Origin of the sequence: Paenibacillus glycanilyticus NBRC 16618 (assembly GCF_004000805.1) — a bacterium.
GTDB classification, from domain to species: domain Bacteria; phylum Bacillota; class Bacilli; order Paenibacillales; family Paenibacillaceae; genus Pristimantibacillus; species Pristimantibacillus glycanilyticus.
Genome location: NZ_BILY01000007.1, coordinates 56,668 through 82,522, shown reverse-complemented (window position 1 = coordinate 82,522; position 25,855 = coordinate 56,668). Strand labels below are relative to the sequence as shown.

At 52.1% G+C, this 25,855-nt stretch carries 11 protein-coding genes; 10 read left to right on the top strand and 1 reads right to left on the bottom strand.

The features are described from left to right. Window positions 1-2 precede the first annotated feature (2 nt). Window positions 3-1,424 (top strand): dihydropyrimidinase, encoded by a 1,422-nt coding sequence (gene hydA, locus PGL01S_RS07220; protein ID WP_127492946.1) that lies wholly within the window; start codon window positions 3-5, stop codon window positions 1,422-1,424. Between the two features lie 50 nt (window positions 1,425-1,474). Further along, entirely contained in the window at window positions 1,475-1,705 is a 231-nt protein-coding gene (locus tag PGL01S_RS07215; RefSeq protein WP_127492944.1) for a hypothetical protein, read from the top strand. A gap of 7 nt (window positions 1,706-1,712) precedes the next feature. Here the strand turns inward: PGL01S_RS07215 and PGL01S_RS07210 are convergent, their stop codons facing one another. Continuing rightward, on the bottom strand, window positions 1,713-3,326 hold the full coding sequence (locus tag PGL01S_RS07210) for a PucR family transcriptional regulator (protein ID WP_127492942.1): 1,614 nt from the start codon (window positions 3,324-3,326) through the stop codon (window positions 1,713-1,715). Window positions 3,327-3,462: 136 nt separating this feature from the next. Between PGL01S_RS07210 and ald the strand changes: the two genes are divergently transcribed. From ald to PGL01S_RS07170, 8 genes are all read left to right on the top strand, one after another. Beyond that, window positions 3,463-4,590, top strand: a complete 1,128-nt coding sequence (ald, locus tag PGL01S_RS07205) for an alanine dehydrogenase (RefSeq protein ID WP_127492940.1) — start codon at window positions 3,463-3,465, stop codon at window positions 4,588-4,590. A gap of 187 nt (window positions 4,591-4,777) precedes the next feature. Continuing rightward, a complete protein-coding gene (locus PGL01S_RS07200; protein ID WP_127492938.1) occupies window positions 4,778-5,968 on the top strand; it encodes a HupE/UreJ family protein in 1,191 nt (396 codons plus the stop codon). 37 nt (window positions 5,969-6,005) lie between these two features. Continuing rightward, window positions 6,006-12,518, top strand: coding sequence for an S-layer homology domain-containing protein (locus PGL01S_RS07195; protein ID WP_127492936.1), 6,513 nt, complete (start codon window positions 6,006-6,008; stop codon window positions 12,516-12,518). A 165-nt stretch (window positions 12,519-12,683) separates the two neighbouring features. Continuing rightward, a complete protein-coding gene (locus PGL01S_RS07190) occupies window positions 12,684-13,220 on the top strand; it encodes a DUF402 domain-containing protein (RefSeq protein WP_127492934.1) in 537 nt (178 codons plus the stop codon). Window positions 13,221-13,297: 77 nt separating this feature from the next. Beyond that, window positions 13,298-14,239 (top strand): methylenetetrahydrofolate reductase, encoded by a 942-nt coding sequence (locus tag PGL01S_RS07185; protein ID WP_015846231.1) that lies wholly within the window; start codon window positions 13,298-13,300, stop codon window positions 14,237-14,239. Window positions 14,240-14,689: 450 nt separating this feature from the next. Then, window positions 14,690-18,214: a PA14 domain-containing protein gene (locus PGL01S_RS07180; RefSeq protein ID WP_127492932.1), complete on the top strand. Its 3,525-nt coding sequence runs from the start codon at window positions 14,690-14,692 to the stop codon at window positions 18,212-18,214. A 26-nt stretch (window positions 18,215-18,240) separates the two neighbouring features. Further along, window positions 18,241-19,851, top strand: coding sequence for an S-layer homology domain-containing protein (locus PGL01S_RS07175; RefSeq protein ID WP_127492930.1), 1,611 nt, complete (start codon window positions 18,241-18,243; stop codon window positions 19,849-19,851). Between the two features lie 28 nt (window positions 19,852-19,879). Then, a complete protein-coding gene (locus PGL01S_RS07170) occupies window positions 19,880-25,693 on the top strand; it encodes a glycoside hydrolase domain-containing protein (protein ID WP_127492928.1) in 5,814 nt (1,937 codons plus the stop codon). Window positions 25,694-25,855: the final 162 nt, after the last annotated feature.

The window sequence follows — 25,855 nt, the reverse complement described above, 5'->3', positions numbered from 1 at the left end:
GGATGGCTGCGAAAATCATACGTAACGGTACGATCGTAACCGCTGCGGATACGTATCGGGCGGATGTTCTGATCGAGGACGGCGTTATCAAGCAGATTGGTCATGGCCTTTCGGCTGAGGGTGCCGAGATCGTTGATGCTGCTGGAAAATACGTGTTTCCTGGCGGCGTAGACCCGCATACCCATCTGGATATGCCGTTTGGCGGGACGGTGACCGCCGATGATTTCGAGACGGGTACAAGAGCGGCGGCCTTTGGCGGGACGACCACGGTTATCGATTTTTGTCTGACGGACAAGGGAAAGCCTTTAAGCGAGTCGCTTAAGAAATGGCATGCTAAAGCGGCTGGTAAAGCCGTTATCGATTACAGCTTCCATCTGATGATCAGCGAGATCAATGACGCCGTGCTGGCGGAGCTGCCTTCCATCGTGAAGGACGAAGGAATCACTTCGTTTAAGGTGTTTATGGCGTACAAAAACGTGTTTCAGGCCGACGACGGCACGTTGTACCGGACCATGTTATCGGCTAAGGAGCTTGGCGCCATGGTGATGGTGCATGCCGAGAACGGCGATGTCATCGAATTTTTGGTGGAGAAGGCGCTTGCCGAGGGGAATACGGACCCGATCTACCATGCACTCACACGTCCGTCCGCTATCGAAGGCGAAGCAACGGCACGAGCGGCGGCTCTTGCCGAGCTCACGGGAGCAAGGCTGTTTGTCGTTCATGTCACCTGCGCGGAAGCGGTGAAGGCGATTCGCGAGGCGAGAACCCGCGGAGTAGACGTGTGGGGCGAGACCTGCCCGCAATATCTGGTGCTCGATCAGTCGTACCTCGCGCTGCCGGATTTTGAAGGGGCCAAGTACGTCTGGTCTCCGCCTCTCCGCGAGAAGAGTCATCAAGAGGTGCTCTGGAATGCGCTTATTACGGGTTCCTTGCAAACGCTTGGCTCTGATCAGTGCTCCTTCAACTTCAAGGGGCAGAAGGATTTGGGGAAGGGCGATTTCAGTAAAATTCCGAACGGGGGTCCGGTCATTGAGGATCGGTTCTCGATCCTGTACTCGGAGGGAGTTACCAAGGGCAGGCTGACCCTTAACCAATTCGTAGAGATTGTCTCGACCCGCAACGCGAAGCTGTTTGGCTTATTCCCGCGCAAAGGGACGATTGCCGTTGGCAGCGACGCGGATATCGTTATTTTTGACCCAACAGCGGAAAGAACGATCTCGGCGGAGACTCATCATATGAATGTCGATTACAACCCGTTTGAAGGGCTTCGCGTGAGCGGCGTGCCGGAAAGCGTATTGTCGCGAGGCGAGTTTGTCATTCGGAATCAAGCTTTTGTAGGGGAAGCGGGCACGGGGGAATTCCTGAAGCGCGCGACATACAAGCAGGCAAATTCAGGCGCCAAGGAACAAGTTGAACAGCTGTAAGCAGGGATAAGGATGCAGGCGGGAAGACCATTCAACGGAGGTGCTTACTTATGTCCGCTTACCGGGAGTTTTTGGAAGAGAAACAAAAGCTGGATGCTTATATCGGCAGGCAGTTCAGAATTCATAGCGTAGTGGAGAATTTGAGCGGTGCAACGATTGAGCTTGTCCATCCCGGCGGGGAGAGCGCGGTGCTGCAGCTGCTCTCCGCGGATGCCCGGAAATATATGTCCAACCTGGTGGTGAAGCAGCTGGCTTCCTCCGGATGGAACGATGCGGGGTAATGACGAACTACTGGATCGCTCCATAGGTGTATTCGTAAGCATTTAATGCAAGCTCAATAGCAAGCCTTTTGTCTGCAATCAGGTAGTCTTCGCCTAGCAGCGATGCTATTTTCTCGAGCCGGTGATATAGCGTCTGCCGAACGATAAACAGCTCTTTGGCCGTATCCTGCTTGGAGCCGGACAGAGAGAGGAACACCTTCAGCGTCTTGAGCAGCTGCCCGTTTTTCTCCTGATCGTACCGCGCCAGCGGGCCGATATATTCCTCGATGAGGGCGGGCAGCATTCCGGTCTTTTTGAGACCCGAGATGATCCGGTACGTGTGCAGGTCATTGAAAAAAGGCGAGCTTAGCGGTCCGATATCCGTCTGGATTGCAACCGTCTCCCGTGCGGACTCGTAGCTTTCCTTGGCTCGGGACAGATCGGTCATATATTTGCCGATGCCCAACGTTCCGGCGAATAGGGCCGAATCCGGGTTGTGCTCGGTTTTTCTTAGACGGTCAATGGCGCGGAGGAGGCGGTCCTTCCACTTAAGCTGCTTCATTTGGTCAATTAGAACAAAGACGATATGATCATGCAAAATAGCGGGGAGAAGGAAGTAGCCTTCGCCTTCGAAGATGGCGCGGGCGACCATGTTTTTCTGAATGAGCAGCTCCTCGCCTTCCTTCCATTCCGCCATCTTCAGGTTCAAGCGGAATACGCAAACGGTTAGGCCGTACAGCTTGGCGGCGGGCTTAATCGAGCTGATATACTCCCGGACTTCCTTCTCGGCATGCTTGCCGCTCAGCCAATCCGTCACCCACATTTCATCTTTGTAGCGCCGTCTCTCCTCCATATATTTGGTGCGCATCATTTCTTGGGCGATAGCGGTAGCGCAGCGGTCGAGAGCTAGAATCTGAAATTCGCTAAGCTCCTGCTCCGACTGCAGCAGCAAATCGGCAAACAGATGGTCAAGGGCAAGAATCGGCCGGTGCGCAAGTCCGCGCTTCAGGTCAGGAGTGGCAAACATTTCGCCGTAAATCCATTGCTCGTAGAAGCTGTCTGCCTTGGCTTTGGGCATATGCGGAACGAACTCGGCTTCGGCATTTAGCGGAAAAAAAGCGACTTGGGTGCCGGTCGTGTGGTGGAGAAGCTTAAGCAGCGGCATAATGCCTTTGCCGGAGAGCAGCAGCTGGTTCAGCTTGGTGGAGAGTGCTTCAAGTTCATAGACCATGCGGTGATGCTGATGGATGAAGTAGGCGTGAAGATCTTGGGTAATGTCGATATAACGAACCTCCTCGTGGAAAAAAAGGAGAGGAAAGTTCTCGCGTTTAGCCAGCTCGATCATGGCATCGGATGGCTTTTTGGTATAGGTGCCCAGCTCGATACAGAGGCCGGAGGCTCCGGAATCGATAAGCTGCCGGAGGAACGATAGGCTTAGCTCCTCGTCGTCATGCCAGCCGATGCCGGTGGACAGGATCAGCTCATTGCCGCTTAGAAGCTTGCCAATCTGGGTAACTTCCATAATGTGGACCCATCGTACGGTGCGATTCAGCGCTTCTTCGCTTGCGATCGTCTCCGCCTTCTGAAACAGCGGGCGCTGCAGGATGTCTCTAACGGTTAGCTGCATCAACGTTTCAACCATGGACATTCACCGCCCTAGCGTGGAATAGTGGGGGAATCTGAATCTAGTTTTTTCTCCCCATTATACAAGAGGATAGAATTCGCAGGCAACGTAACGCATAGTGGCAGGTGGACAGGAGAAAAGGGAGGGAGCGTATATGGAAATTGGCGTTCCAAAAGAGAGAAAAAGCTCGGAGCATCGCGTTGCTCTAACGCCCGGCGGCGTTTATGAATTAGTAAAGCATGGACATCGCGTGTTTGTGGAGACGGAAGCGGGAGCATCCTCCGGATTCCCGGATGAACAGTATCTAGCAGCTGGAGCCATAGTTGTAGCGACTGCGGATGAAGCTTGGTCAAAGGATATGGTCGTGAAGGTGAAGGAGCCGCTGAAGGAAGAGTACCGGCAATTCCGTGAAGGGCTGGTGCTGTTTACGTATTTGCATCTGGCTGCGGAGCGGGAGCTGACAGAGGCTTTGGCGCAGCATAAGGTGACGGCGATCGCTTACGAGACCGTTCAACTGGCAAACGGCCAGCTGCCGCTGCTCACTCCGATGAGCGATATTGCCGGAAGGATGGCGGCCCAAGTCGGAGCACAATTTCTGGAGAAGGTACATGGTGGCAGAGGAATTCTGCTAGGCGGTGTTCCCGGCGTGCGGAAAGGCCGAGTCGCCATTATCGGCGGCGGCGTAGTTGGGACAGGCGCTGCGCAAATCGCGCTTGGTCTTGGCGCCGACGTATCCATTATTGACCGCGATGCCGATAGGCTGCGGGCGCTGGAGGACCGGTTCGGCGGTAGGGTGCAGACGCTCGCCTCGCATTCCCGGCAAATCGCCGAGGCAGTGGCTGAATCGGATCTCGTGATTGGAGCCGTGCTTATTCCGGGTGCCCGTGCGCCAAAGCTTGTGACGGAGGACATGGTGCGTGCCATGCCGCCTGGCTCAGTCATCGTGGATGTCGCCATCGATCAGGGCGGCAGCGTGGAGACCATCGACCGGATTACGACGCATGCCGATCCGGTATTCGAGCGATTTGGCGTCCTTCATTACGCGGTCGCCAACATGCCGGGCGCCGTGCCATATACGGCAACTGCGGCACTAACGAACGCCACGCTGCCGTATATGCTGCAGCTGGCCGACCGCGGCGTCCGCGATACGCTTGCCGGCAGCGAGCCGATCCGGCGCGGCGTAAACGCCATGGACGGCTTCGTCACCCATGAAGCCGTCGCCGCCGCGCATCAAATGAACTATACCAATGTGCGTGATCTATTAAGCTCTTCGATCGCGTAAGGGAACCCCCGCAAGGCTGGATGCCAGCCTGCGGGGGTTCTTTTCTACTATTTTCCTCAATCTCAATAATTTCTTTAATTATCATTTACGTTCTTCAAACACTTCAAAACTATAATCGCTAAGTATGTCCGCATTCGATAGATAGAGAGCAGCAGGAAGCCAAGCAATAGGGAGAAAGGAGACACAAGTGAAACTACACAAAAAAGCTGGGGTAGTACTGGCCGCTTTATGGGTGCTTATGACCGTAATGGGCGGAACGGCCGAGGCACATTTCAGCTCGACGGGGTTCTCGGATATTACCGTTAAGGACAAGAGCCTGGAGTACAACTTGTTCTTGCTGGAGAGGGAGCTGCTCGAAGCTATGCCTCAGCTTGATGGCAATGGTGACGGCAGGCTTTCCGAAGACGAGCTGTCCAGTGAAAATGATGAGCTTACGGCACTCGTTCACGACAGGCTTATCGTTACGGGCAATAACAAGGTTGGCACGGGAGTTGTACTCGCCGCCAAACAGACGGAAAAAGCAAAAGTGCCGATGATCGAGATCGACATCAACTATGATTTTGGCGAGCCTGTCGACCGGTACATGGTTCAATATAACTTTTATGACGGAACGAACCCCGACCACCGCAGCTATGCAACGATCCGGATGGGGAAGCAATCCATCGTGCAAGTGATTAACAGCTCGAATAACATTTTGCAGATGGAAGGCTACCATGGAACGGATGCGGAAAGCTCTGATGCGGGCACGGCCCAAGGGGATGCCGGTTCGAAGTCATTGACCACTTCATCCTCGTGGACAAGCGTGCTGAAAGATTTCTTGACGATGGGGATGGAACATATCTGGTCGGGCGCCGATCATATGCTGTTCCTCTGCGGGCTAATCCTTGCGTCGGGCACAAGCGGTTGGACGATGCTGAAGCTGGTCTCGGCCTTTACGGTTGGACACAGCATCACGCTGGTCCTGTCCGCGATGGATCTGGCGTCGTTGTCGCCGCTTATCGTGGAGCCTCTTATTGCGCTGAGTATCGTGTTTGTAGCTTTTGAGACGATGTTCCGCAAAAGGTTCCCGCAGCTGCAAGGCAAGCAGATTGCCGTCACGGTGATGTTCGGGATGGTGCATGGCTTTGGCTTTGCGGAGATCCTGCACGGAACGATGTCGGGCAACATAGCCCTGCCGCTTTTCTCCTTCAATCTTGGCGTTGAGATTGGCCAGCTTGTTGTACTGGCGATCGTCATTCCAATCCTTTGGTTGATCCGGAAGCTGATCGCAAGCACAAGCAACCGTCAGATGTGGTGGACGTATGCGACCTCCTCGGTGGTTGGTTTGATGGGACTTTATTGGCTGATCGAACGCCTGATCTCAGACTTCACGATGTAACAAGCTACATACTAATCAGAAGGAAGTGTTTCCTATTATGGTAAGCAAGAGATACAAGAAATGGATCTCTAGCGTTCTACTGGCAAGCATGATGATGGGCTTGTTATCCTCTGTAGGCGTTGTTGCGGCTGCAGACGAAAATACCGTACCGGAGCTGTTTGTCTCCGAGATTCATCCCGACGTAGCGGGTACGGATGATTACGAGTTTTTCGAAGTATACAATAACTCGAACAAAACCATTCGTTTGAACGATTATACCTTCCTGTACCGTTATCCGGACCCAACGGCTTCTCCGGATGCAACGTTCAGCTTTGGCGAGAAGACGTTGGATCCAGAGCAGGTCATGGTGTTCTGGTACAATCCCAAAAACTTTGTTCTCACCGATTTTAATGCTAAATACGGCGTAAGCTTGACGGACAGCCAGATCGTCCAGGTTACGGGCTTCAATGGCTTCTCTAATACGGCTGACCGCGGGGTTGTCATTAAAAACAGCCAAGGAACCGAAATTTCGAGTTCCAGCTATACCGCCTCCACCGATGTTGGCGCCGGTCTCGGCGACCACTATATGCTTCCAGCAGCAGGCGGCGTGCAAACCGACAAATTTGCAGTGAAGTCTGCACCAACTCCAGGCATGTTGGCACAGGGACAAATTCCGACGGTTCACTACCAATTCCCCGAAGGCCCGGTTAACCAGGCTCCGGTCATTACCCATACACCGGTGACGGAAGGAAGCAGTGAACAGGACCTTACTATTACGGCGCAAATTACGGATGCCGATGATACGGCTACGGCGGCGGTCTTTTACAAGAACTCGTCTGACGCTACGTTTACCTCGGTACCGATGACCAATACGGGAGGCTCGGATTTTTCCGCGGTTATTCCGAAGGCTTCTCTTACGGGAACCGAGCTGCAGTACTATATTGAAGCTGCGGACGCGGTTAACCATGTAAAATCGTCCACTTATACGGTTGCCATCGAGCAGCATAACTTCGACTACTCGAAAGTGCCTCCTCTGCTTATTACGGAGCTTGTACCGGACAGCACCAACGTGACGGGAGTCAGCTCCGATGCTTATGAGTTCGTAGAGGTGTATAACAATACGACACGTCCAATCTCGATGAGCGAATTTAAGCTGATCTATCGTTACACGAACTCCGCGACAGCGGACGCTGCATGGGAGCTGCCAAGCACGGCTGTTATTCCTCCGCTTGGCAATGTAGTGTTCTGGATAATGAACGGCGTCAACAATGAGCTGAAAGCGGATGATTTCAACGCCAACTATCATACAGCTCTTGTGGAGAATACGAATCTGTTCCGCATCGATGGCGGCGGCGGTATGGCTAACGGCGGCCAGCGAAAGATCGTCATCGCGTCGAAGACCGGCAAGGAAATGGCCGAAGCGTTCTACGAGAACGATGCGCAGACGGTAGCGGACAAAGGGATTTTCTATCAATACCCGGTTGACGGCACAAACCAGATGAAGCTGTTCAGCGCGGGCGTTACTGCTGCGACTCCTGGCACGGTAGAAGTGGCATTGCTTCCGGAGCAGCCGGCTCCTGCCGTTAATAAGCTGCCGGTTATCGAGCATACGGCACCTGCTTCGGGCAGCATCGATAATGATCTGACGGTGCAAGCAACCATTGCTGACCCGGACAGCGACACCGTAACAGCATCGTTGTTCTACAAAGTAGGCGATGCAGCGGATTACGCGTCCTTGCCAATGACGGCGGGAGAGAACAACGTGTTCTCGGCGAACATTCCGAAGGAGGCTTTTACCGATTCCCAGCTGCAATACTATATTCAAGCGAACGACGGAATCGATACGGTCAAATCGAATACTTACACGGTAACGATTGAGCTTGGAGACGTAGATTTCTCGAAGCTTCCTCCTCTGATGGTGACGGAGATTGTTCCGGACTCCACAAACGTAGGTACGGCGGATGGCTACGAGTTTGTCGAGATCTACAACAATACGGATAAAACCGTTAACTTTAAAGATTACAAAATTCAATACCGTTATACGGCTTCAGGACCGGATGCGGATGTGGTCTGGCCAACGGATTCGGAGGACCTGCTTATTCCTTCGAAAAAGACGCTCGTATTCTGGGTCATCAACAGCCAGAACAAGCAAAAAACCGTTGCCGATTTCAACGCTAACTACGGCACGAACCTTACGGAAGGCACGGATATCGTCAAGATGTACAGCGACGGCATGGCTAACGGCGGCGGACGCGGCATCGTTATCGCGACGAATACGAAGACGGAAATTTCGGCCGTTTATTACGATACGGACGCAGAGACTGTTGCGAACAAAGGGATTTTCTATAAATATTCGCAGGCCGGCAGCACGCAGATGATCAAATACAGCGCCGGTACGGAAGCGGCAACGCCAGGTACCGTAGCTCCGGTTCAGGTGCCGATTATTACGGTTAAGACACCGGTTGATACAACAAGTCCTACTTATAAGGATTTGACGAATACGCCGGAAATCGACAAATCGAAAAACCTCTCGATCGTTGCGGAAGCAAAAGACGAGAATAAGGTTAAATCCGTAGCTCTCTATTACAAGAGCAACCTGGATACGCAATATACAAAGCGTTACCTGGCGGAAAGCTTTGACGATACGTTGTATCACTACACGATCTACTCGCCGGAGCTGATCGGCCGTGATTACATCGAGTACTATTACGTTATCTCGGACGGCCAGAACGAAGTAACATCGGAGAAGTACCGTACGAGCGTGACCGGCAATACGGATCATTCGGATCTGCGTCTTAACGTGAAGGACGGCGATTTCCTTGCCGGAACGAAGGTTCTGAAGGCAACGGCGGAGAACGCACCGGCTTCCGAGCTTCATTTGTCCATTGACCAGAACGAAGCGACGGAAGGAACGTACAGCGCGGTTGAGCAGGATGCATACTTCGCTTTCGAAGCGAATGGCGTTAACTACTATTTTAAGAACGGCGTTACAATGGGAGACGAAATTCTGTCGATCTTCCTGGATCCGATCAACACCTATACAACGCTGACGGTGCCAATCGCGGCGGAACGCCTGAAGGGCGGAAGCAACGTTATCTCTATCCGCGCGGGTACGAAGGCATCGCCGTTTGACGACCGCCCGGAAGAGAACAAGGACGATTTCACCGTTCGTAATGTAAGACTTGTATTCGCGGACGGAACTGAAATTTTCGACGAGCGTTACAAAAATCGTGACACCGTTATCCCGATGGGCGACAGTGCCGGTAAATTCCCGGTTATGGACTTCAACTTTGTTATTCCGGATGAGCTGCTTGCATCGAAGGCTTACGCTCTGGATACAACAAAGCTGACGGACGGCGATCATACCGTAAAAGTAAGCCATTCCGAGTACGGAGAAAAGGCTGCGGTTGTGAAAGTGGATAATACCGCGCCAGCCGTTACAACAACGATTCAAGACGGAAAAGAATACCGCGGCGCCTTCACCATTGACGCTGCCGCTCAAGATGCTTTGTCCGGCGTGGACAAAGTGCAAGCGTGGCTCGACGAGACGCCAATCACCATCCCGTATGCAACGGCATCCAAGGATCTTACGGGCGGAGAGCATGTATTCAAGGTTCAAGCAACCGATAAAGTGGGCAACGTAGCCGTTAAGGAAATTAAATTCTCCGTGCCGGATGAGAATCCGCTTAAGCCGGAGCTGGTATCTCCTGCTAATGGCGCTTCCGGTACAGGCAGCAATCCGGTTCTGGCTGTCAAGGTTAAGGATCCTACAAATGACAAGATGGATGTTTCCTTCTATCGCGGCTTTAAGTATGACGGGGCCAATAAGGACGGCTTCCAGGGCTTCCGCAATGCAGCGGATGTCGAGCCTCCGAAGGAAGTAGCTCCTGCCGGCGAGAAAGCAATGAGCGAGGAAGATTATTCGCTGATCAGCGCAGCTGACGGTAAATATTTGACCGATGATTCCACGGATCAGTTCCCTTATCAGCGCTTCCAGGTACAGCTTGATCCTTCCGTGAAGGATACGGATAAGATTGAACTGAGCTGGAAAGGCAAATCGCTCGAAGGCCGTAAAGTCAGCATGTATGTATGGAGCCCGTCCAAACAGCAATGGACTAGCGTAGATTACAAAGTAGCTGGCGCAACAGACTTTACGCTTGGCGCATGGGTTACAGCCGGGGAATACGCGGATAATCATACGCTTCAGGTTATGGTGCAGGACGAGCTGCCGGTATCGCAGGAAAACTATGATTTCTCGTTTGCCTGGATGTCCGATACGCAGTATTACTCGGAAAGCTATCCGCACATTTACGAGGATGTCGTAAATTGGATTGCCGACAATAAAGAGAAGAACAAAATCAAATACGTGATCCATACCGGCGATATTGTCGACGATGCGGATCAAGAAATTCAATGGAAGCGTGCTTCCGCCGACATGAAAGTTCTGGAGGACGCCAACGTTCCTTATGGCGTGCTTGCCGGTAACCATGACGTTGACCATCAGCTTGGCGCTTACGATTACTATTGGAACTACTTCGGGGAAGACCGGTTCAAGGATCAGCCGACTTACGGCGGTTCCCTGGATAACAACCGCGGTCACTATGACCTTGTATCCTCGAACGGCAATGATTTTATTATGGTATACATGGGCTGGGGGATCCGCGATTCGGATATCGACTGGATGAATGAGGTGCTGGCGAAATACCCGGACCGCAAAGCGATTCTGAATTTCCATGAATTCCTGCTTGTATCCGGCAACCGGGCTCCGATTGCGGATAAGATTTTTGAAGAAGTCGTTCAAAAGAACAAAAACGTATTTGCCGTCCTTTCCGGCCATTACCATGACTCCAAGCTTCTTGTAAGCGAATTGGATGACAATGGCGACGGCAAGACAGATCGCAAGGTTTATCAAATGCTGTCCGACTACCAAGGAGGTCCGGAAGGCGGTCAAGGCTATATCAAGCTGCTGCAGTTCGATATCGCGAATAGCAAGATGTACGTGAAAACGTACTCGCCGTACATGGACGACTATAACTTCTACGATCCAAGCGATGCGACTAAACAAGAAGAATTTACGCTTGATGTGGATTTAAAGCCGCAGGTAAAAGAGGTTTCGACCGACTACATGGGCGTTAACGTCTACTCCGATCAGCCGATCGGCAAGGTAGATCAGGTAACAAGCGGAGAGCAGGCATCCGTGAAATGGAGCGGTCTGAAGGCGAATGCCAAATACCAATGGTATACGGCAGCCGAGGATGCTTTCTCCGGCAAGACGTTGTCCGACATTTGGAGCTTTAACACAGGTACCAATGGCGATACAGGTACAACCCCGCCGCCTGTGGAAGTGCCTGGCGGATCCGGTAACGGTGGGAAGAAGCCGGAGCAAACAGAAAACGGAGTCAGCATTGACGGCACAACAGCCGGTCAAACGTTAACCGTATCGGCTAAGTCGTTGAACGAAGCGATCAAAATGATTGCGGGTCAAAAAGGCCAGACGGTAACGATTAAGGCAGATTCCAAGCAAGCCGTAAGCGCGGAGCTGCCGGCAGGAGTGCTGCTGGACGCGCTTAAGCAAGCTCCGAATCTGACGATTTCGGTTATCATGGGCAACGCAAGCTATGATCTGCCGATTCGCGCTCTGAACCTGCCAACGACAATCGGCACTGACGCTACGATCGTAATCAAGATTAATGAAGCGGACAGCACATTGTTGGGCACGATGAAGGACAAGGCAGCCAAAGCCGGCGTTAAGCTGATTGGTACTCCGGTTGAGTTCAGCGTCATCCTTCAAGCCAATGGCAATACAAAAGAAATTCATGATTTCGGCAAGACGTACGTATCCCGTACGCTCGACATTAATCAGACTCTGGATGCTTCGCATTCCACAGCCGTGATGTATAACGAGGCGACTGGCGCGTTTACATTCGTACCGGCAACCTTTAAGAAAGTAAACGGGCATACGATTGTAACCATTCAACGCAACGGCAACAGTATTTATGGAGTTGTGCAGCTGAGCAAGACCTTCAGCGATCTGAGCAAGCATTGGGCGAAAACGGATATCGAGCTGATGGCCTCCAAGCTCATTGTCAAAGGCACCAGCAATACGAAGTTTGCTCCTAATGCCGTTGTAACGCGTGCTGAATTTGCGGCTATGGTCGTCCGTGCGCTTGGTATCTCCGAAGATCAAGCAGCTGCATCCTTCAAGGATGTAAGCAGCAAAAATTGGTTCGCGGGTGCGGTAGGTGCAGCGGTGAAAGCGGGTATTGTAAAAGGCTACGATAGCAATAGCTTCAAGCCGAATGCTTCGATCACCCGCGAAGAGATGGCGGTTATGATCTCCCGTGCCCTCGCTTTTGCAGGCAAACAACCAGCCGGCGCTGCATCACAGCTGAACGCCTTCAAGGATAAAGCTTCTATCGAAGCTTGGGCGAAGCAGGCAGTCGCGCAAGCGGTTGAAGCGAAGATTATCGAAGGCAAGACGGGCGGCAATTTTGCTCCAGGCAGCAAAGCGACCCGCGCGGAAGCAACCGTTATGCTGAAGCGACTGCTCGAGTACGTAGATTTTATGTAAAGTAATAAGCGTGTGAAAAATAGGTCAGCCAGACTTTTCTGGCTGGCTTATTTTTTTCTCCTATTGGTGACCGGGCAATATGAGGAAGTCCATGAGTAACGACGAATAGGCGGAAAGTATGATATACTTTCTTAACCTAACGATTGTTGAAGGGAAGACGGCTCCGTGAATCATTCGGTTCAAATAAAAGCGTTAAAACACGGTGATCTCCTGCATTACGAATGGAACACCGAGCTGCTGGAGGAAGGGGACGGCTATGTATTTGTCCTTGGCCGTTACGGCAGGAAGCTTCAGCATCATACGAAAAAATCCGTATTTACCGTGAACAACTGGTCGATCGAGTTTTTCTCGAGCAAGCATTGGTTTACCGTCAGCGCGGCCGTTGTAGACGGCCGGATTAATGAATATTACTGCAATATTAATCAGCCTGCTATTATTAATGGCAGCGAAATATCCTTTGTTGATTACGATCTGGACCTTGTCCAGCGTGGCGGCGAATGGATGGTTATAGATGAGGACGAATTTGCCGACAATGCGATTAAGTTCGGATATTCGGAGCAGCTGATGAAGCAGGTCAGGGAAGAGCTGGCCGGGCTGCAGGCCCGTGTCGCAGAGCGGCAGTTTCCTTTTGACGGAACCATTGAACGGTTGATGGCCCGGATTCCGGATCAGCAAGCAAATGTTACAAATCCGACTGTATAAGAAGGAATTTAGCGCGAGATGTAGAAGTACTCTAGAAATTATTCCACTACTACTATGGACGTTAAGGATGAAGAACGATGCTTAAGGATAAAATTTTGAACAGACAGGCGGGCATTATTACTTACGGCATGACTCCGCCCAAATCAAGCCATACCCCGGAGAAGCTGGCCGAAATATCGGAAAAGCAATACGAGCGGCTGAAAAATCTCGATATTGACGGCCTGATCCTGTACGACGTTCAGGATGAAGCGGACCGGACGGATGAGGAGAGACCTTTCCCGTACCTTGAAGCGCTCGATCCAACCTCCTACAGTAAGAACTACTTGAACTACTGGAAGGTTCCCAAAATTATTTACCGCGTAGTTGGCAACAACTCGGAAGAAAGCTTCGCGGAATGGCTGAAGCAGGATGCCGAAGAGGACCGGTTCTCGGTCTTTGTTGGTACTTCCTCGAGCAAGCAGCAGACTACGATGAAGCTGCCGGAAGCCTACGAGCTCAGCAAAAAGCTCAACGACCGCTTAACGCTGGGCGGCGTCGTTATTCCCGAGCGCCATATGAAGAAGAACGACGAGCATCTCCGCATCAGGGATAAAGTAGACGGCGGATGCAAGTTCTTTATTTCGCAGGCGACCTTTAATGTGGAAGCATCCAAAAATATGTTGTCCGACTACTACTATTATTGCCAAGAGCAGGGCATTGAGACCGTGCCGATTCTGTTCAATTTAGCGCCATGCGGTTCGCAGAAAACGCTCGAGTTCATGAAGTGGCTGGGCATCAGCATTCCGAAGTGGCTGGAGAACGACCTGATCAAGTCCACCGATATTTTGGACAAGTCGGTTGCGCTGTCGCTCAAAATCTTCGAAGAGCTGTTTGAGTTCGGCATCGAGAAGGGCATCCCGATTGGCTGCAGTATCGAAAGCGTGTCGACGCGTAAAGTCGAGATTGAAGCTTCGGTGCAGCTGGTGAAAGACATTAAAAATATGATTGACCGTAAACTTGGCGTTCACGCTATCGTATAAACAAATGGCCGCTGTTTGAGCGGGAGCTTGTTAAAGCCCCGCTTGAACAGCGGCTTTTTTCCTCTTATATCCTCCTTTTTCAATGAAAACCTATCCCCTTTATGCCTGTCATCTAGTAGGAAATATCCCATTTTATAGGGTGATTTATAGATGGAATGTTTAAATACCAAGACTATACCTATCCCAATAAGTCGTATCTTCAACACAAAAGCAAACAATGCACATTTTACACTAGTAATAGTTATAAAATTCATAAATAAAAATTACTGCCCAGAATTATATGAAATATATAATATAAACGATTATCAAATAAATAATTTAGAATATTTAATCGAAATAATCGATGAAAATATCTTGCATTTACTATTTCTTTAAAAGTTTTTTACATTCGCAAAATTATTCTACTCTATTATGATGCAGAAGCATTAGGTAGAGTAGGAGGAATCGGGAGTGAAGAGAAGTTATAAGCTGACAAACCGTTTGTTGGCCGTCGTGACGCTGTGGACATCCGTTGCCGCGTCCGGCGGTTATTTCATGGTGCAGCAGGCTAATGCCGGAACATCCGCCGAAAACGTGTTTGCAAGAGCGGGAGTTACCGCAACCGCAAACGGTTATGTATCGGATGCTTTTGCGCCTTCCTTGGCCATTGACGGACACAGAGAGAGCGGTGAATGGGTATTCCAAGGCAACGACGGTCTGCCAACGGCGGACAATCCGTATTGGCTGGAGGTGGATGCCGGCTCGGAGGTCAGCGTAGAGAAGTTTATCGTTGGACATGCCGGAGCAGGCGGCCAAGAGGAGCCGTACAACACGAAGGATTTTACCATTGAGACAAGCGATGACAATGTCAATTGGACTCCTGTCGTAACGGTAGCCGGCAATACCGAGGACACAACGACGCATGAGCTGGACACGCCGGTGACGGCAAGATACTTCAAGCTTAACATTACGAATCCGGGAGATGTGGATGCCGATACCGGCTTTTACGCCGCACGGATTTACGAATTTGAAGCGATTGGCTTCGATCGAAGCGATGCAGCTCCGGAAACGCCTGACCATACGAATCGAGAGGCAACCTCTGATTTGGCCGCAACAGCTTCCGAAGCGCAGGGCTTGCTCGGCGAATATTATTTGAACTCAGGCTCGGGCAACAACTTTGCTTATGGCGATTATAAAGCGACAACGGTAGATCCGCTTATTAATTTCACAGATTTGAACCCGGTATTAAAGGGATGGACAGGCGTCGAGGACAACGCCAACGTGCGCTGGACCGGCCAGATCATGCCGCCGGCATCCGGTGACTACACCTTCTACATGATGGGCGACAACGGCTTCCGGGTATGGATTGACAACAAACTTGTGATCGACCATTGGGTGAACGATTGGGATAAAGAGCAGACAAGCACCCCGGTTACGCTCGAAGGCAACCGCAAGTACGATATCAAGATCGAATATTTCGAGGACTTTGGCGGTTCCAACCTGTTTCTGCGCTGGTCCACGCCAACGCTCGCCAAGGAGATCATTCCGGGCAACGCCTTCTATCTTCCGGCAGAGTATACAGGTCCTAAGGCGGCAAACGTTGCCGCGGATGGAAAAACCGTATCGCTTAGCATGCTCTCCGGGCTTGGCGAACTGCCGGCTGATCTGAATAATCACCTTACGGTCATGGCGAATGGCCAACCGGTCTCCGCTTCGCAGATTGCATCCGGCGAGGATTCCGCAAGCTTGACGGTTAGCCTGGCGAAGATCGTTCTGCCTGGTCAAACGGTCTCCCTTGCTTACGACGGTCAAGGCAATCTGAACTATGCGGATGGAACAGCCGTTAAAGCTTTTGCGTTTAGTCCTTCCAACTTCTCCGAGGTAACGGACTACTCGCCAATCGCAATCGCGATGTCGCTCTACGGCAGCGCGAAGACGAACCGTTCTTTTGCCTGGTATACCCCTTACGACCGTCCGCAAAGCGTACCAACGAACATAAAGGACAGTATCGTGGAGATCGTGCCTGCGGCGGAAGGATTTGATTCGCCGAATAAAATCCGCGTAACGGGCAAGCCGGAGGATACGCGGGTTCTCACGAATTTGAAGATTACAAGCAGCACGACAGGCTCGTTCATCAGCCATAAAGTGCTGGTTGAAGGACTGACCCCGGGCACGGCATACAAGTACCGCCTTGGCGCTGACGGCTATTGGAGCGAGACGGGTTCTTTCACAACGGAAAGCGATAACGAGAACAACTTTAACTTCCTGTATCTGACCGACTCGCAAGGCTCCAATTCGCAGGACTACGATGTTTGGGGCAACACGATGCAGCAAGCCATCACGAAGTTTCCGGATGCGAAGTTTCTGCTTATGACCGGCGACCAGGTTGATGCGGGCGCACTCGAATCGCAGTGGCTGGATTACTTCAAGAAGCCGCAGTCGATTCTGATGAACCTGCCGCTGATGGCTGCTGTCGGCAATCATGAAGGCCCGTATAACGACAACTATTACTACCATTTCAACTATCCCAACGATTCGATCAAGAACCCGCTGCCGCCGGGCAGCGTGTACGCGTATGACTACGGCGACGCGCATATCATGGTCCTTAACACGATGGATATCGGCTGGGACGATGCGCAGAAGGAATCCTTCGAGCAGGAGATTGAATGGCTGAAGCACGAGGTTGCGGAGACGGACAAGAAGTGGAAGATCGTAGCGTTCCACAAAGCAATCTATTCCGTGGGCAACCATGCGCTCGACAGCGATATTCTGGCCCTGCGTCAAAAGATGTATCCGATCTTTGACGAGCTCGGAATCGACGTTGTCCTGCAAGGCCATGACCATACGTTTATGCGTTCATACCAAATGTACGATAACAAGCCGGTCCAGAACGTAGAGACGGATGCGCAAGGCAGGGCCCTTAATCCCGACGGTACGCTCTACATGATCAACAACTCGGCTGCAACGAAGTTCTATGATGTCAAAGACGGTGTTGACCGCTTCTACGCCGCAGTGTTCAAGCAGCCGAAGAAGGCGATTTTCTCCGGCGTCAGCATGACGGATAGCAGCTTCACCATCGATTCCTTTATGACGGGTGAGACGGATCCGTTCGATACGTACACGATTGTACGAGAAGACGAGAAGCCTAAGCCGGTTGAGCAATTGGAAGTAAGCAAATCGGAGGACGGCAAACGGACCATCACCTGGAACAAGCCGGAGGATGACGGGGTCAGAGGCTTCCGTATTTACGAGAAGAACGACAAGCTAGGCATGAACTGGAATGCGTACATACCAACGGTTGCAGGCCAAGACAGCTACCAGTACGTGGTAGACAAAACAAACCTTGACCAGTCCTACCAATTCGTTGTGAAGGCTGTCAACAAACGCGATAACTCGGAAGCGAAAATCGCGACAAGCGTGGGCAACCAACCAGCTGCTCCTACAGCTCCGGTCGTGGACGATGCGCATAACACCTTTGGCTGGACTAACGTAAAAGGTTACGATGCCGTAACCAACTACGAATACAGCGTAGACAACGGCAAAACCTGGAGCCCGGTTACGGCTAACCCTCAGCCAATTGTCGATGGCGACTTTGCTGCCGGAGCGGTGCAGGTTCGCGTCGCGGCGAATGAATCGCTTGGCATTATGGCCGGTACGCCTCTCGTATCGACGAAAGCGTTCACGAAGAATGATACCCGGGATACCTTCCTGCTTACGGGTGAAATGGACCGCGGCCAGCAGCTGAAGGTCAGCGTGAATGTCGAGCAGCTTAAGGACTACGAGGAGGATGCCTATGTGGTGTTCCAGCTGATGAAGGGAAAGAGTCCGCAGCCGATTCTCGTCAGCGCCGTACCGCTCAAGAAGACTAAGCTTGCCATCACGCAGTACTTTAACGAAACCGGTGAAGATTACAAGGTGAAGGTATTCGTCGTGAACAAGTTCGACAGCAAGAACGAGACTCCGGTTCAATTGGCAAGACCGATGCTGTTCCAATAACGGCTGGAAAGAGAGGATCATGTGCAGTGAAAAAAGTTTTGGCAGCCCTACTGGCGTTGTGTATTGTTGTCCTGCCGGCAACCGGCTACGCGGCTGCAGCAGCCTTCGCGCTTAATATAAGCGCGAAGGAAGTGCTGCGCGGCGGAGAGATTACGTTCTCCGGAACGGCAGAGGACGATGTAGTCCTGAAGATCATCCGTCCGAATCAGACAACTTTCTATATGGATGTTATCGAGCCAACTAACGGCACTTATACAGCAACCATTACCATTCCCGAGACGCAGGATTTTGCTCCATGGGGCGTGTATAACGTTGCGGCAACCAGCGGCTCTTCTACGGTGAACAAGACCTTCTCCGTTGTTGAGAAGCTGGGCGAAGGCGGCACGGGTCCGGAGGAGCCTTCCAATCCGGGTAACGGTAACGGAGGTGCGGGTACAACGCCTCCCGCAGCAACCATTCCTGCTGATGCCGGCGACTCGACTGGCTCTACGATCAAGCCGGAGCTTGGCAAAGACGGCTATATGTTCGGCAGCGGCACTTTAGCTTCCGCCATTAGCAGCGCGCAGGGCTCTAGCTCTATTACGGTAGAATTGCCTGCAGCGACCGGCGATGCGGGGAGCGCGTTGAACTTCCCGACAGAGACCTTGAAGACGCTGAAGGACAAGAATCTGGACCTGATTGTGACTTCGGGCAGCTCGACCCTTCGATTCCCTGCAGGTTCAATCGGGACATCCGATACATCGGCGAGCTCGCAGGTTCGCATTGTCGTCAATACGGTTCTGACAAGCGATGCCAAGAACGCCGTTAACCAAGCGCTTCAATCGAACCCGGACTACGCTTCCACGGGCGTTGTGCTTACGGCAACGATTCAAGTGATCAATGGCAGCAGCGTTACGGAGATTCATAATCTGGACAAGCCTGCGGAAGTAACGTTTAAGTTGACGGACGACCAAGCGAAGCAGCTCCATTCCGGTCTGGCTGGCGTTTATTACGTGAACGGCAAGCAGCTTGACTATGTCGGCGGCAAGCTTGAAGGCAATACGTTCAAGTTTAATGCCCGTCATTTCTCGACGTATACCATTCTGGAATATAGCAAGACCTTCGTGGACGTACCAGCTGGCCATTGGGCGGAAGCAGCCGTAAAATCCCTGAGCGCGAAGCATATCGTATCCGGCGTGGACCAGCAGCATTATGCGCCTAACCGCAACATTACGCGCTCGGAGTTCGCGACTATGATGATGCGCGCCGTGGATTACACAGGTAAAGAGGCAGACGCGGCGGCAGCCAATCCGTTCAAGGATGTACCGGCTGGCCAATATTACACCGATGCGGTAACGCGCGCGGCTTCGCTTGGCATTATGTCGGGCTACGGCGGTTCGTTTAGACCAAACGATCCGATTACCCGTGAAGAGGCTGTCGTTACGCTTGTACGGACCGTTAAGTACTTTGAAGTAAAAGATACCGGCAAAGGTGCGCCGGCATTCGCGGATATGAAACAAATCTCGGCTTGGGCAAGCGCCGCCGTCGATCAAGCTTGGAAGCTTGGCTTAATCGAAGGCGACGGCAAGCAGTTCCATCCGAAAGCTGCTCTGACACGCGCGGAAATCGCCGTTATGATTAACCGGCTGATGCCGTAAGGAAGACGAAAGAGGGAGGACCCGGCAAATGTTTAAAAAGCTTTTTGCGGTGGCGATGACCGTTATGTGCTTGACCGGCATTCTGGTGCCTGTCGGATCAAATGCCGCATTTGCGGCTGCGGCCGAAGGAATTACGACCAGGAACGTGGCCATTAACGCGGCAGCAACGGCTTCCGGCCAGTGCAACGCGAACGAAAGTGCCAGCAACGCCGTGGACGGAAAAACCGATACGAAATGGTGCGATAACACTTCCGCCCAGAAGAAATGGCTCAAGCTTGATTTGGGCAAGGAATATTTGGTGAACGAATGGGTGCTGCAGAACGCGGCGATTAACGAGTCCGGCAACAGCCCGTTCTGGAATACGAAAAACTTCAGACTTCAAAAAAGCGATGACGGCGAGACATGGACGGACGTTGACGTCGTGACGAACAACGCCCAGACGATTGTTGACCGTTTTGTTACCCCGTTCACTACGCGGTATCTCCGTCTCTATATCGACAAAGCGGCGTATGACAGCAACATCGCCCGAATCTATGAGCTGGAAGTATACGGGGTTGAAGCCGACCAAATTCCGGCCGAACCGGAGACGAATCTGTCGCCAATCGATTACGTAGATCCTTTCATTAATACGCTGGGCGATAACGGTCAGACCAACCCTGGCCCTACAACGCCGTTTGGTCTGGTATCGCTTGGTCCGGACAGCGACGGCGGAGCATTCAGCGGGTATTACTACGAGAACAAAAATCTGAAGGGCTTCTCCCATCTTCGCTTCAGCGGCGTAGGCTGCAGCGGCGGAGGCGGCAACATCCTGATGATGCCGGAGACGCGCGATTTTACGAAGAACGTTGCGGAATACAAGCAGAAGTATGACAAGAGCAGCGAGCAGGCATCCGCAGGCTTTTACGGCGTAACGCTTGCCTCCGGCATTAACGTGCAGCTGACTTCCTCCGATAACGTAGGATTCCACAAGTATACGTTCCCGGATGCGGCCAATACCGGTTCCGTTCTGGTCGATCTGTCGAACTCCTACGCGGGTATGGTGGATGCGAACCTGAAAGTAACGGGCAGCAACGAAATTACGGGGATGATCAAATCCCAGAACGTCTGCGGCCATGGCTACTACACGATCTATTACTCGATTCAATTCGATCATGACTTTGATTCCTACAGCTCGTGGCAAGGCGATTCCGTAGGCGCTGTAGCTCAGCGCAGCGGCTCGAACAGCGGCGTATGGCTGAACTTTAACACCGCAGGCAGCAAGACGGTTCAAGCGAAGGTAGGTCTGTCCACGATTAGCGTGGAGCAGGCGCAAGCGGAACGCGGCTTGTACTCGGACTGGAATTTCGACGCCAGACACGAGGAAGCAAGAGCAGCTTGGAGCAATGTGCTGAACAAGGTTGAAATCACGGATGCGGATGAGCAGAACAAGCGCGTATTTTATACGCAAATGTACCATTCTTATCTTAGCCCGAAAAACGTAACAAGTTCGGCCGGCACGTTCAAAGCAGGCAGAGACGAGAATACGATTCGCCAGGCTTCCGAGCTGGGCAATGACTTCGAGTATTACAACGGCTGGACGACATGGGACGACTTCCGAAAATACGCGATGTTCTCCTTGTTCGAGCCGCAGCGCTACAACAACATGGTGAAGTCGCTTGTGGATCTGTACAGCACCCGCGGCACGTATACCCAATGGGGCGACGGTTATTGGCCAAGCCCAACGGTTCGGAACGAATTCAACGGACAAGTTATTCTTGATGCGTACGCGAAAGGCTTCCAGGACTTCGACGTCTATAAGGCGTTAAAAGGAATGGCGGTTGACGCGGACAACTTCTCCATCAGCGACGGAGAGATCTCCGGCAAGCTGGAGAAAGCGAACAGTGCATCGTTCCCGATGAAGCTAGCCCAGCTGATCGGAGACAAAGCAACATTCGAGAAGTACAAAGAGCTAGCTCTTTCTTACAAAAAGCTGTGGAACAAGGCGCAAGTAGATGAAAAAGGCATCCCAACCGGCTTCTTTACGCCAAACGGAACAACGGTTGGAGCAGGCGACATTCAAGCGGTTGACCGTTATGCTTATCAGGGCAACCTGTGGCAATACCGCTGGTCCGCGCCGCAGGATATCAACGGCCTTGCCGAGCTGATGGGCGGCAAGACGGAGATGGCGAAGCAGCTGAAGCACTTCTTCGAGATTGACGAGTATATGGCGATCAACGAAGAAGATATCTCGGCGCCGTATTTGTTCAACTATCTGGGTTATCCATACCTGACGCAATACTATTCAAGAGAGTTTACGACGGAAGTCGTGACGCAGAAATACCATAACCACGGGGCTTACGCTTATCCGCTTAAATCCCGCGTATACCGCGACGATCCGGAAGGCTACCTGTCTTCGATGGACGATGACGCGGGCGGCATGTCCTCCTGGTACGTCTTCAGCGCGCTTGGCTTATTCCCTGGCAACCCGGGTGAAGGTTACTTCCTGATCGGCTCGCCGATCTTCTCGGAAGTGAAACTGCACATGGGCAGCGGGAAGACGCTTGTGATTAAGGCGGATAACGTCTCGAGCGAGAACCGCTTTATCCAATCGGCAAAGCTGAACGGCAAAGACTTCAATCAGTCCTGGATCAAGTACGATGATCTGATGGCTGGCGGCACGCTTGAGTTCCAAATGAGCAGCACGCCGAACATGAGCTGGGGCGCGAAAGCCAGCGCTGCTCCTCCAACGGTTGATTACAATGCGGACATGGACAATGATTTCAACCATGAGCAGCTGATCCCTGAGAAATCGACTTGGAAATATGACGACAAAGGCAAGGAAGCCGGCGAAGGCTGGACGCAAGTAGATTTCGACGACAGCAGCTGGAGCTCCGGGAAAGCGATGCTGGGTTATGACAGCTACGGCAAACCGGCAACGACGGTCAGCTACGGACCTAATGCCAACAATAAGTATGTAACCACGTATTTCCGCAAAACCTTCGACGCGAAGGATCTGGACGGCATCCTTGAACTGGACGGCAGCCTGATCCGCGACGACGGCGCAATCGTATACTTGAACGGACATGAGATTTTCCGTACGAATATGCCTTCCGGCGCCGTAAACTACAGCACGTTTGCCAATGCGACGGTTGGCGATGAGCGGGATAAGAATGGCTTCATTATCGATCCTTCTTACCTCGTTGAAGGCACCAACGTGTTGACGGCGGAAGTGCATCAGGTGAACGCAACCAGCTCGGATATCGCGTTCGAATTTAGTCTAGAAGCGGTACGCAAGCTGAACATTCCGGCTGCTCCAACCCATCCGGTTGTTGATGACAAAGCCAATACGATTGGCTGGACGCCTGTAGAAGGCATCGGCAACGCATCGGATTACGAGTTCAGCACGGATGGCGGCAAGTCTTGGAAGCAAGCGAAGGCGAATCCGCAAACCGTTGGACCGCTGAACTATGCCCCAGGTATTGTTCAAGTTAGAGTTATGGCGAACGCGGCGGCCAATCGCGCAGCAGGCGAAGCCCTTCTGTCTACCGAGGCTTATACCTCGGACGTGAAGTGGGATGTGTATGACCTGGATGCCGATATTCACCAGGACGGCAACATGGTGGTGGATGTTACCGGTACGCTTAAAGGCGACTATACCGATTCGGCGGTTGTTGTCTTCCAGCTGATGGATGGCAAAGAACACGCTTGGGTATCCAGCGCGGTGCCGGTGCAGACCGGAAGCTTCGACATCTCGCAAATCTATAACGTAGACGCTAGCAAATACAAGGTTAACGTATACCTTGTCAACGAATTTAACGGAGATATCTACGAATCGCCGCTCTGGCTGGCCGATCCAATCGTGCAGCAGTCGGAGCCGGGATCGCTTCCGGATCCGGAGGGGCCGCCAGTAACCGAGGAGCCGCTGCCGGAACCAATTCCGCTGCCGGATCCGAAGCCGGATGAGCCGGAAGAACCGGAAGTGCCGGAGACGGGAATGAAGATTCAATTCGAGGACCGTGCGGAATGGACTTCCGCTGCGCATCCGAACGGTGGCGGCGGTCTGTCTACGGAAGCAGGCAACGGCGGAACGGTTGTTGCCCATACGTTTGGCGGGGCATGGCTTGCTTACAACGTTGATTTTGGCACTACAGGCTACAATAACGTGACCGTCCAATACGATGCTCCAACGGATAAGGTGCCGGCTGGCTCCAAGCTGGAGTTCCGACTCGGCAGCGTGACTGGCGAGTTCGTGGGCACGGTTAATATGGAAGACAAGAATGCGGGCTGGGGAAGCTATATAACCACCAAAGCGAACCTGACGAGAACCCTTACCGGACAGCAGAAGCTGTATGTGGTGATGGTGGCGGGCACGCCTAACAATCTTCCGTACATCGGCAACTTCGACTGGTTCAAGTTCGATTATGAGAAGATTAGAACGGATTACGCCAAGCTTGAGCTTGAGAGCTATGACGAGTGGACAACGGATGTAAACACAGGCAATAACAATACGCCGCTGAAGACGGAAGCGGGCAAGGGCGGGGTTGGCCAGCAGGTAGCCAATACGTTTAACGGTGCATGGGTTGCTTACAAGCGTATGGACTTTGGAAGTGATGGCGTGGACAAATTCTCGATCGAATACGCGGGCAACACGACCAACACCTTTAACAACTCGGCAGTAGAGGTTCGTCTTGGCAGTCCGACAGGCACTCTTGTTGGAACGGTAGCAACACCGCCAACCGCGGCTGCTTGGGGAACGTATGCTACGGTAAGCGGCAGCTTGACGCAGAAGCTGACCGGTCTTCAAGATTTTTATCTGGTATTTACCGGATCAGCAGCAAACGGAGAGACCGGCAAGAAATATATCGGCAACTTCGATAATGCTTCCTTCTCCTTGAGCGTGCAGGAGCCGGAAGAACCGGAACAACCGCAGCAGCCGGAGCAAGAGCAAATTACCGTTCAATTCGAGAACAAGACCGAATGGAATACCGCTCTGAACACGTTTAACAATCAAGCTATGAAGATTGAGAACAATAATGGCGGCCAGACGATCGGCAATACGTACACAGGCGCATGGCTGGGCTTCAAGGACGTTGATTTTGGCTCGGAGAAAGGCAAAAACCAAGTATCCATTGTCTACGACGCACCAACGAATAGAGCCCCTGCGGATGTAAAAGCAGAGATCAGACTCGGCAGCCCAACAGGTACCTTGGTCGGAACGGTAGCGATCCCTAATACGGGCAGTACATGGGGTCAATACAATACGGCGACAGCGGATCTGAATACGACGATCAAAGGCAAGCAGGATTTGTATATCGTATTGACAGGCAGCACAACTTCGAGTCTGCTTTACGTAGGCAACTATGACAGCTTAACCTTTGGCTACAAGACGGTTCGCAGCGACTTTGCGAAGCTGGAGCTGGAATCGTACGACGAATGGACAACGGCTGTGAACCCGCTCAACAACAATACGCCGCTGAAGACGGAAGCGGGTAAAGGCGGAGCGGGCAAGCAAGTCGCGAACACGTTCAATGGCGCATGGTTGGCCTACAAACGAATGGACTTCGGTACGGAAGGTGTTAATACGTTCGCAGTTGAGTATGCGGGCAATACCACTAACTGTTTTACGAACTCCGCAGTTGAAATACGCCTCGGTAGTCCAACAGGTACGCTCGTAGGTAAAATCTCCACTCCTCCTACGGCAGGAAACTGGGCAACCTATGACACCGTAAGCAGTGCCTTGACGCAAAAGCTAACAGGCATTCAAGATGTATACCTGGTGCTTACCGGCTCGGTCGGCAATGGCGAGACAGGCAAGAAATACATCGGCAATTTCGATAACGCAGCATTTTCGTTAAAAGTATAAGGCACTAACAAGCACAGCCCCCAATCCTTTTGAAGGATTGGGGGCTGTGTTTATTTACTCACAATTATTTTGAAGCCAAATACTTAATTCATCTATATCCATCGTTTTAGTAGCGACTTTTATAGCTACTTCATACAACTCATCATCATCGGCAATTAGCTC

Excerpts from the sequence above, each read along its gene's own strand:
- hydA (WP_127492946.1), top strand. The coding sequence starts at position 3 with ATGGCTGCGAAAATCATACGTAACGGTACGATCGTAACCGCTGCGGAT.
- PGL01S_RS07170 (WP_127492928.1), top strand. The coding sequence starts at position 19,880 with ATGTTTAAAAAGCTTTTTGCGGTGGCGATGACCGTTATGTGCTTGACC.
- PGL01S_RS07210 (WP_127492942.1), bottom strand. The coding sequence starts at position 3,326 with ATGGTTGAAACGTTGATGCAGCTAACCGTTAGAGACATCCTGCAGCGC.
- PGL01S_RS07195 (WP_127492936.1), top strand. The coding sequence starts at position 6,006 with ATGGTAAGCAAGAGATACAAGAAATGGATCTCTAGCGTTCTACTGGCA.
- PGL01S_RS07215 (WP_127492944.1), top strand. The coding sequence starts at position 1,475 with ATGTCCGCTTACCGGGAGTTTTTGGAAGAGAAACAAAAGCTGGATGCT.
- ald (WP_127492940.1), top strand. The coding sequence starts at position 3,463 with ATGGAAATTGGCGTTCCAAAAGAGAGAAAAAGCTCGGAGCATCGCGTT.
- PGL01S_RS07185 (WP_015846231.1), top strand. The coding sequence starts at position 13,298 with ATGCTTAAGGATAAAATTTTGAACAGACAGGCGGGCATTATTACTTAC.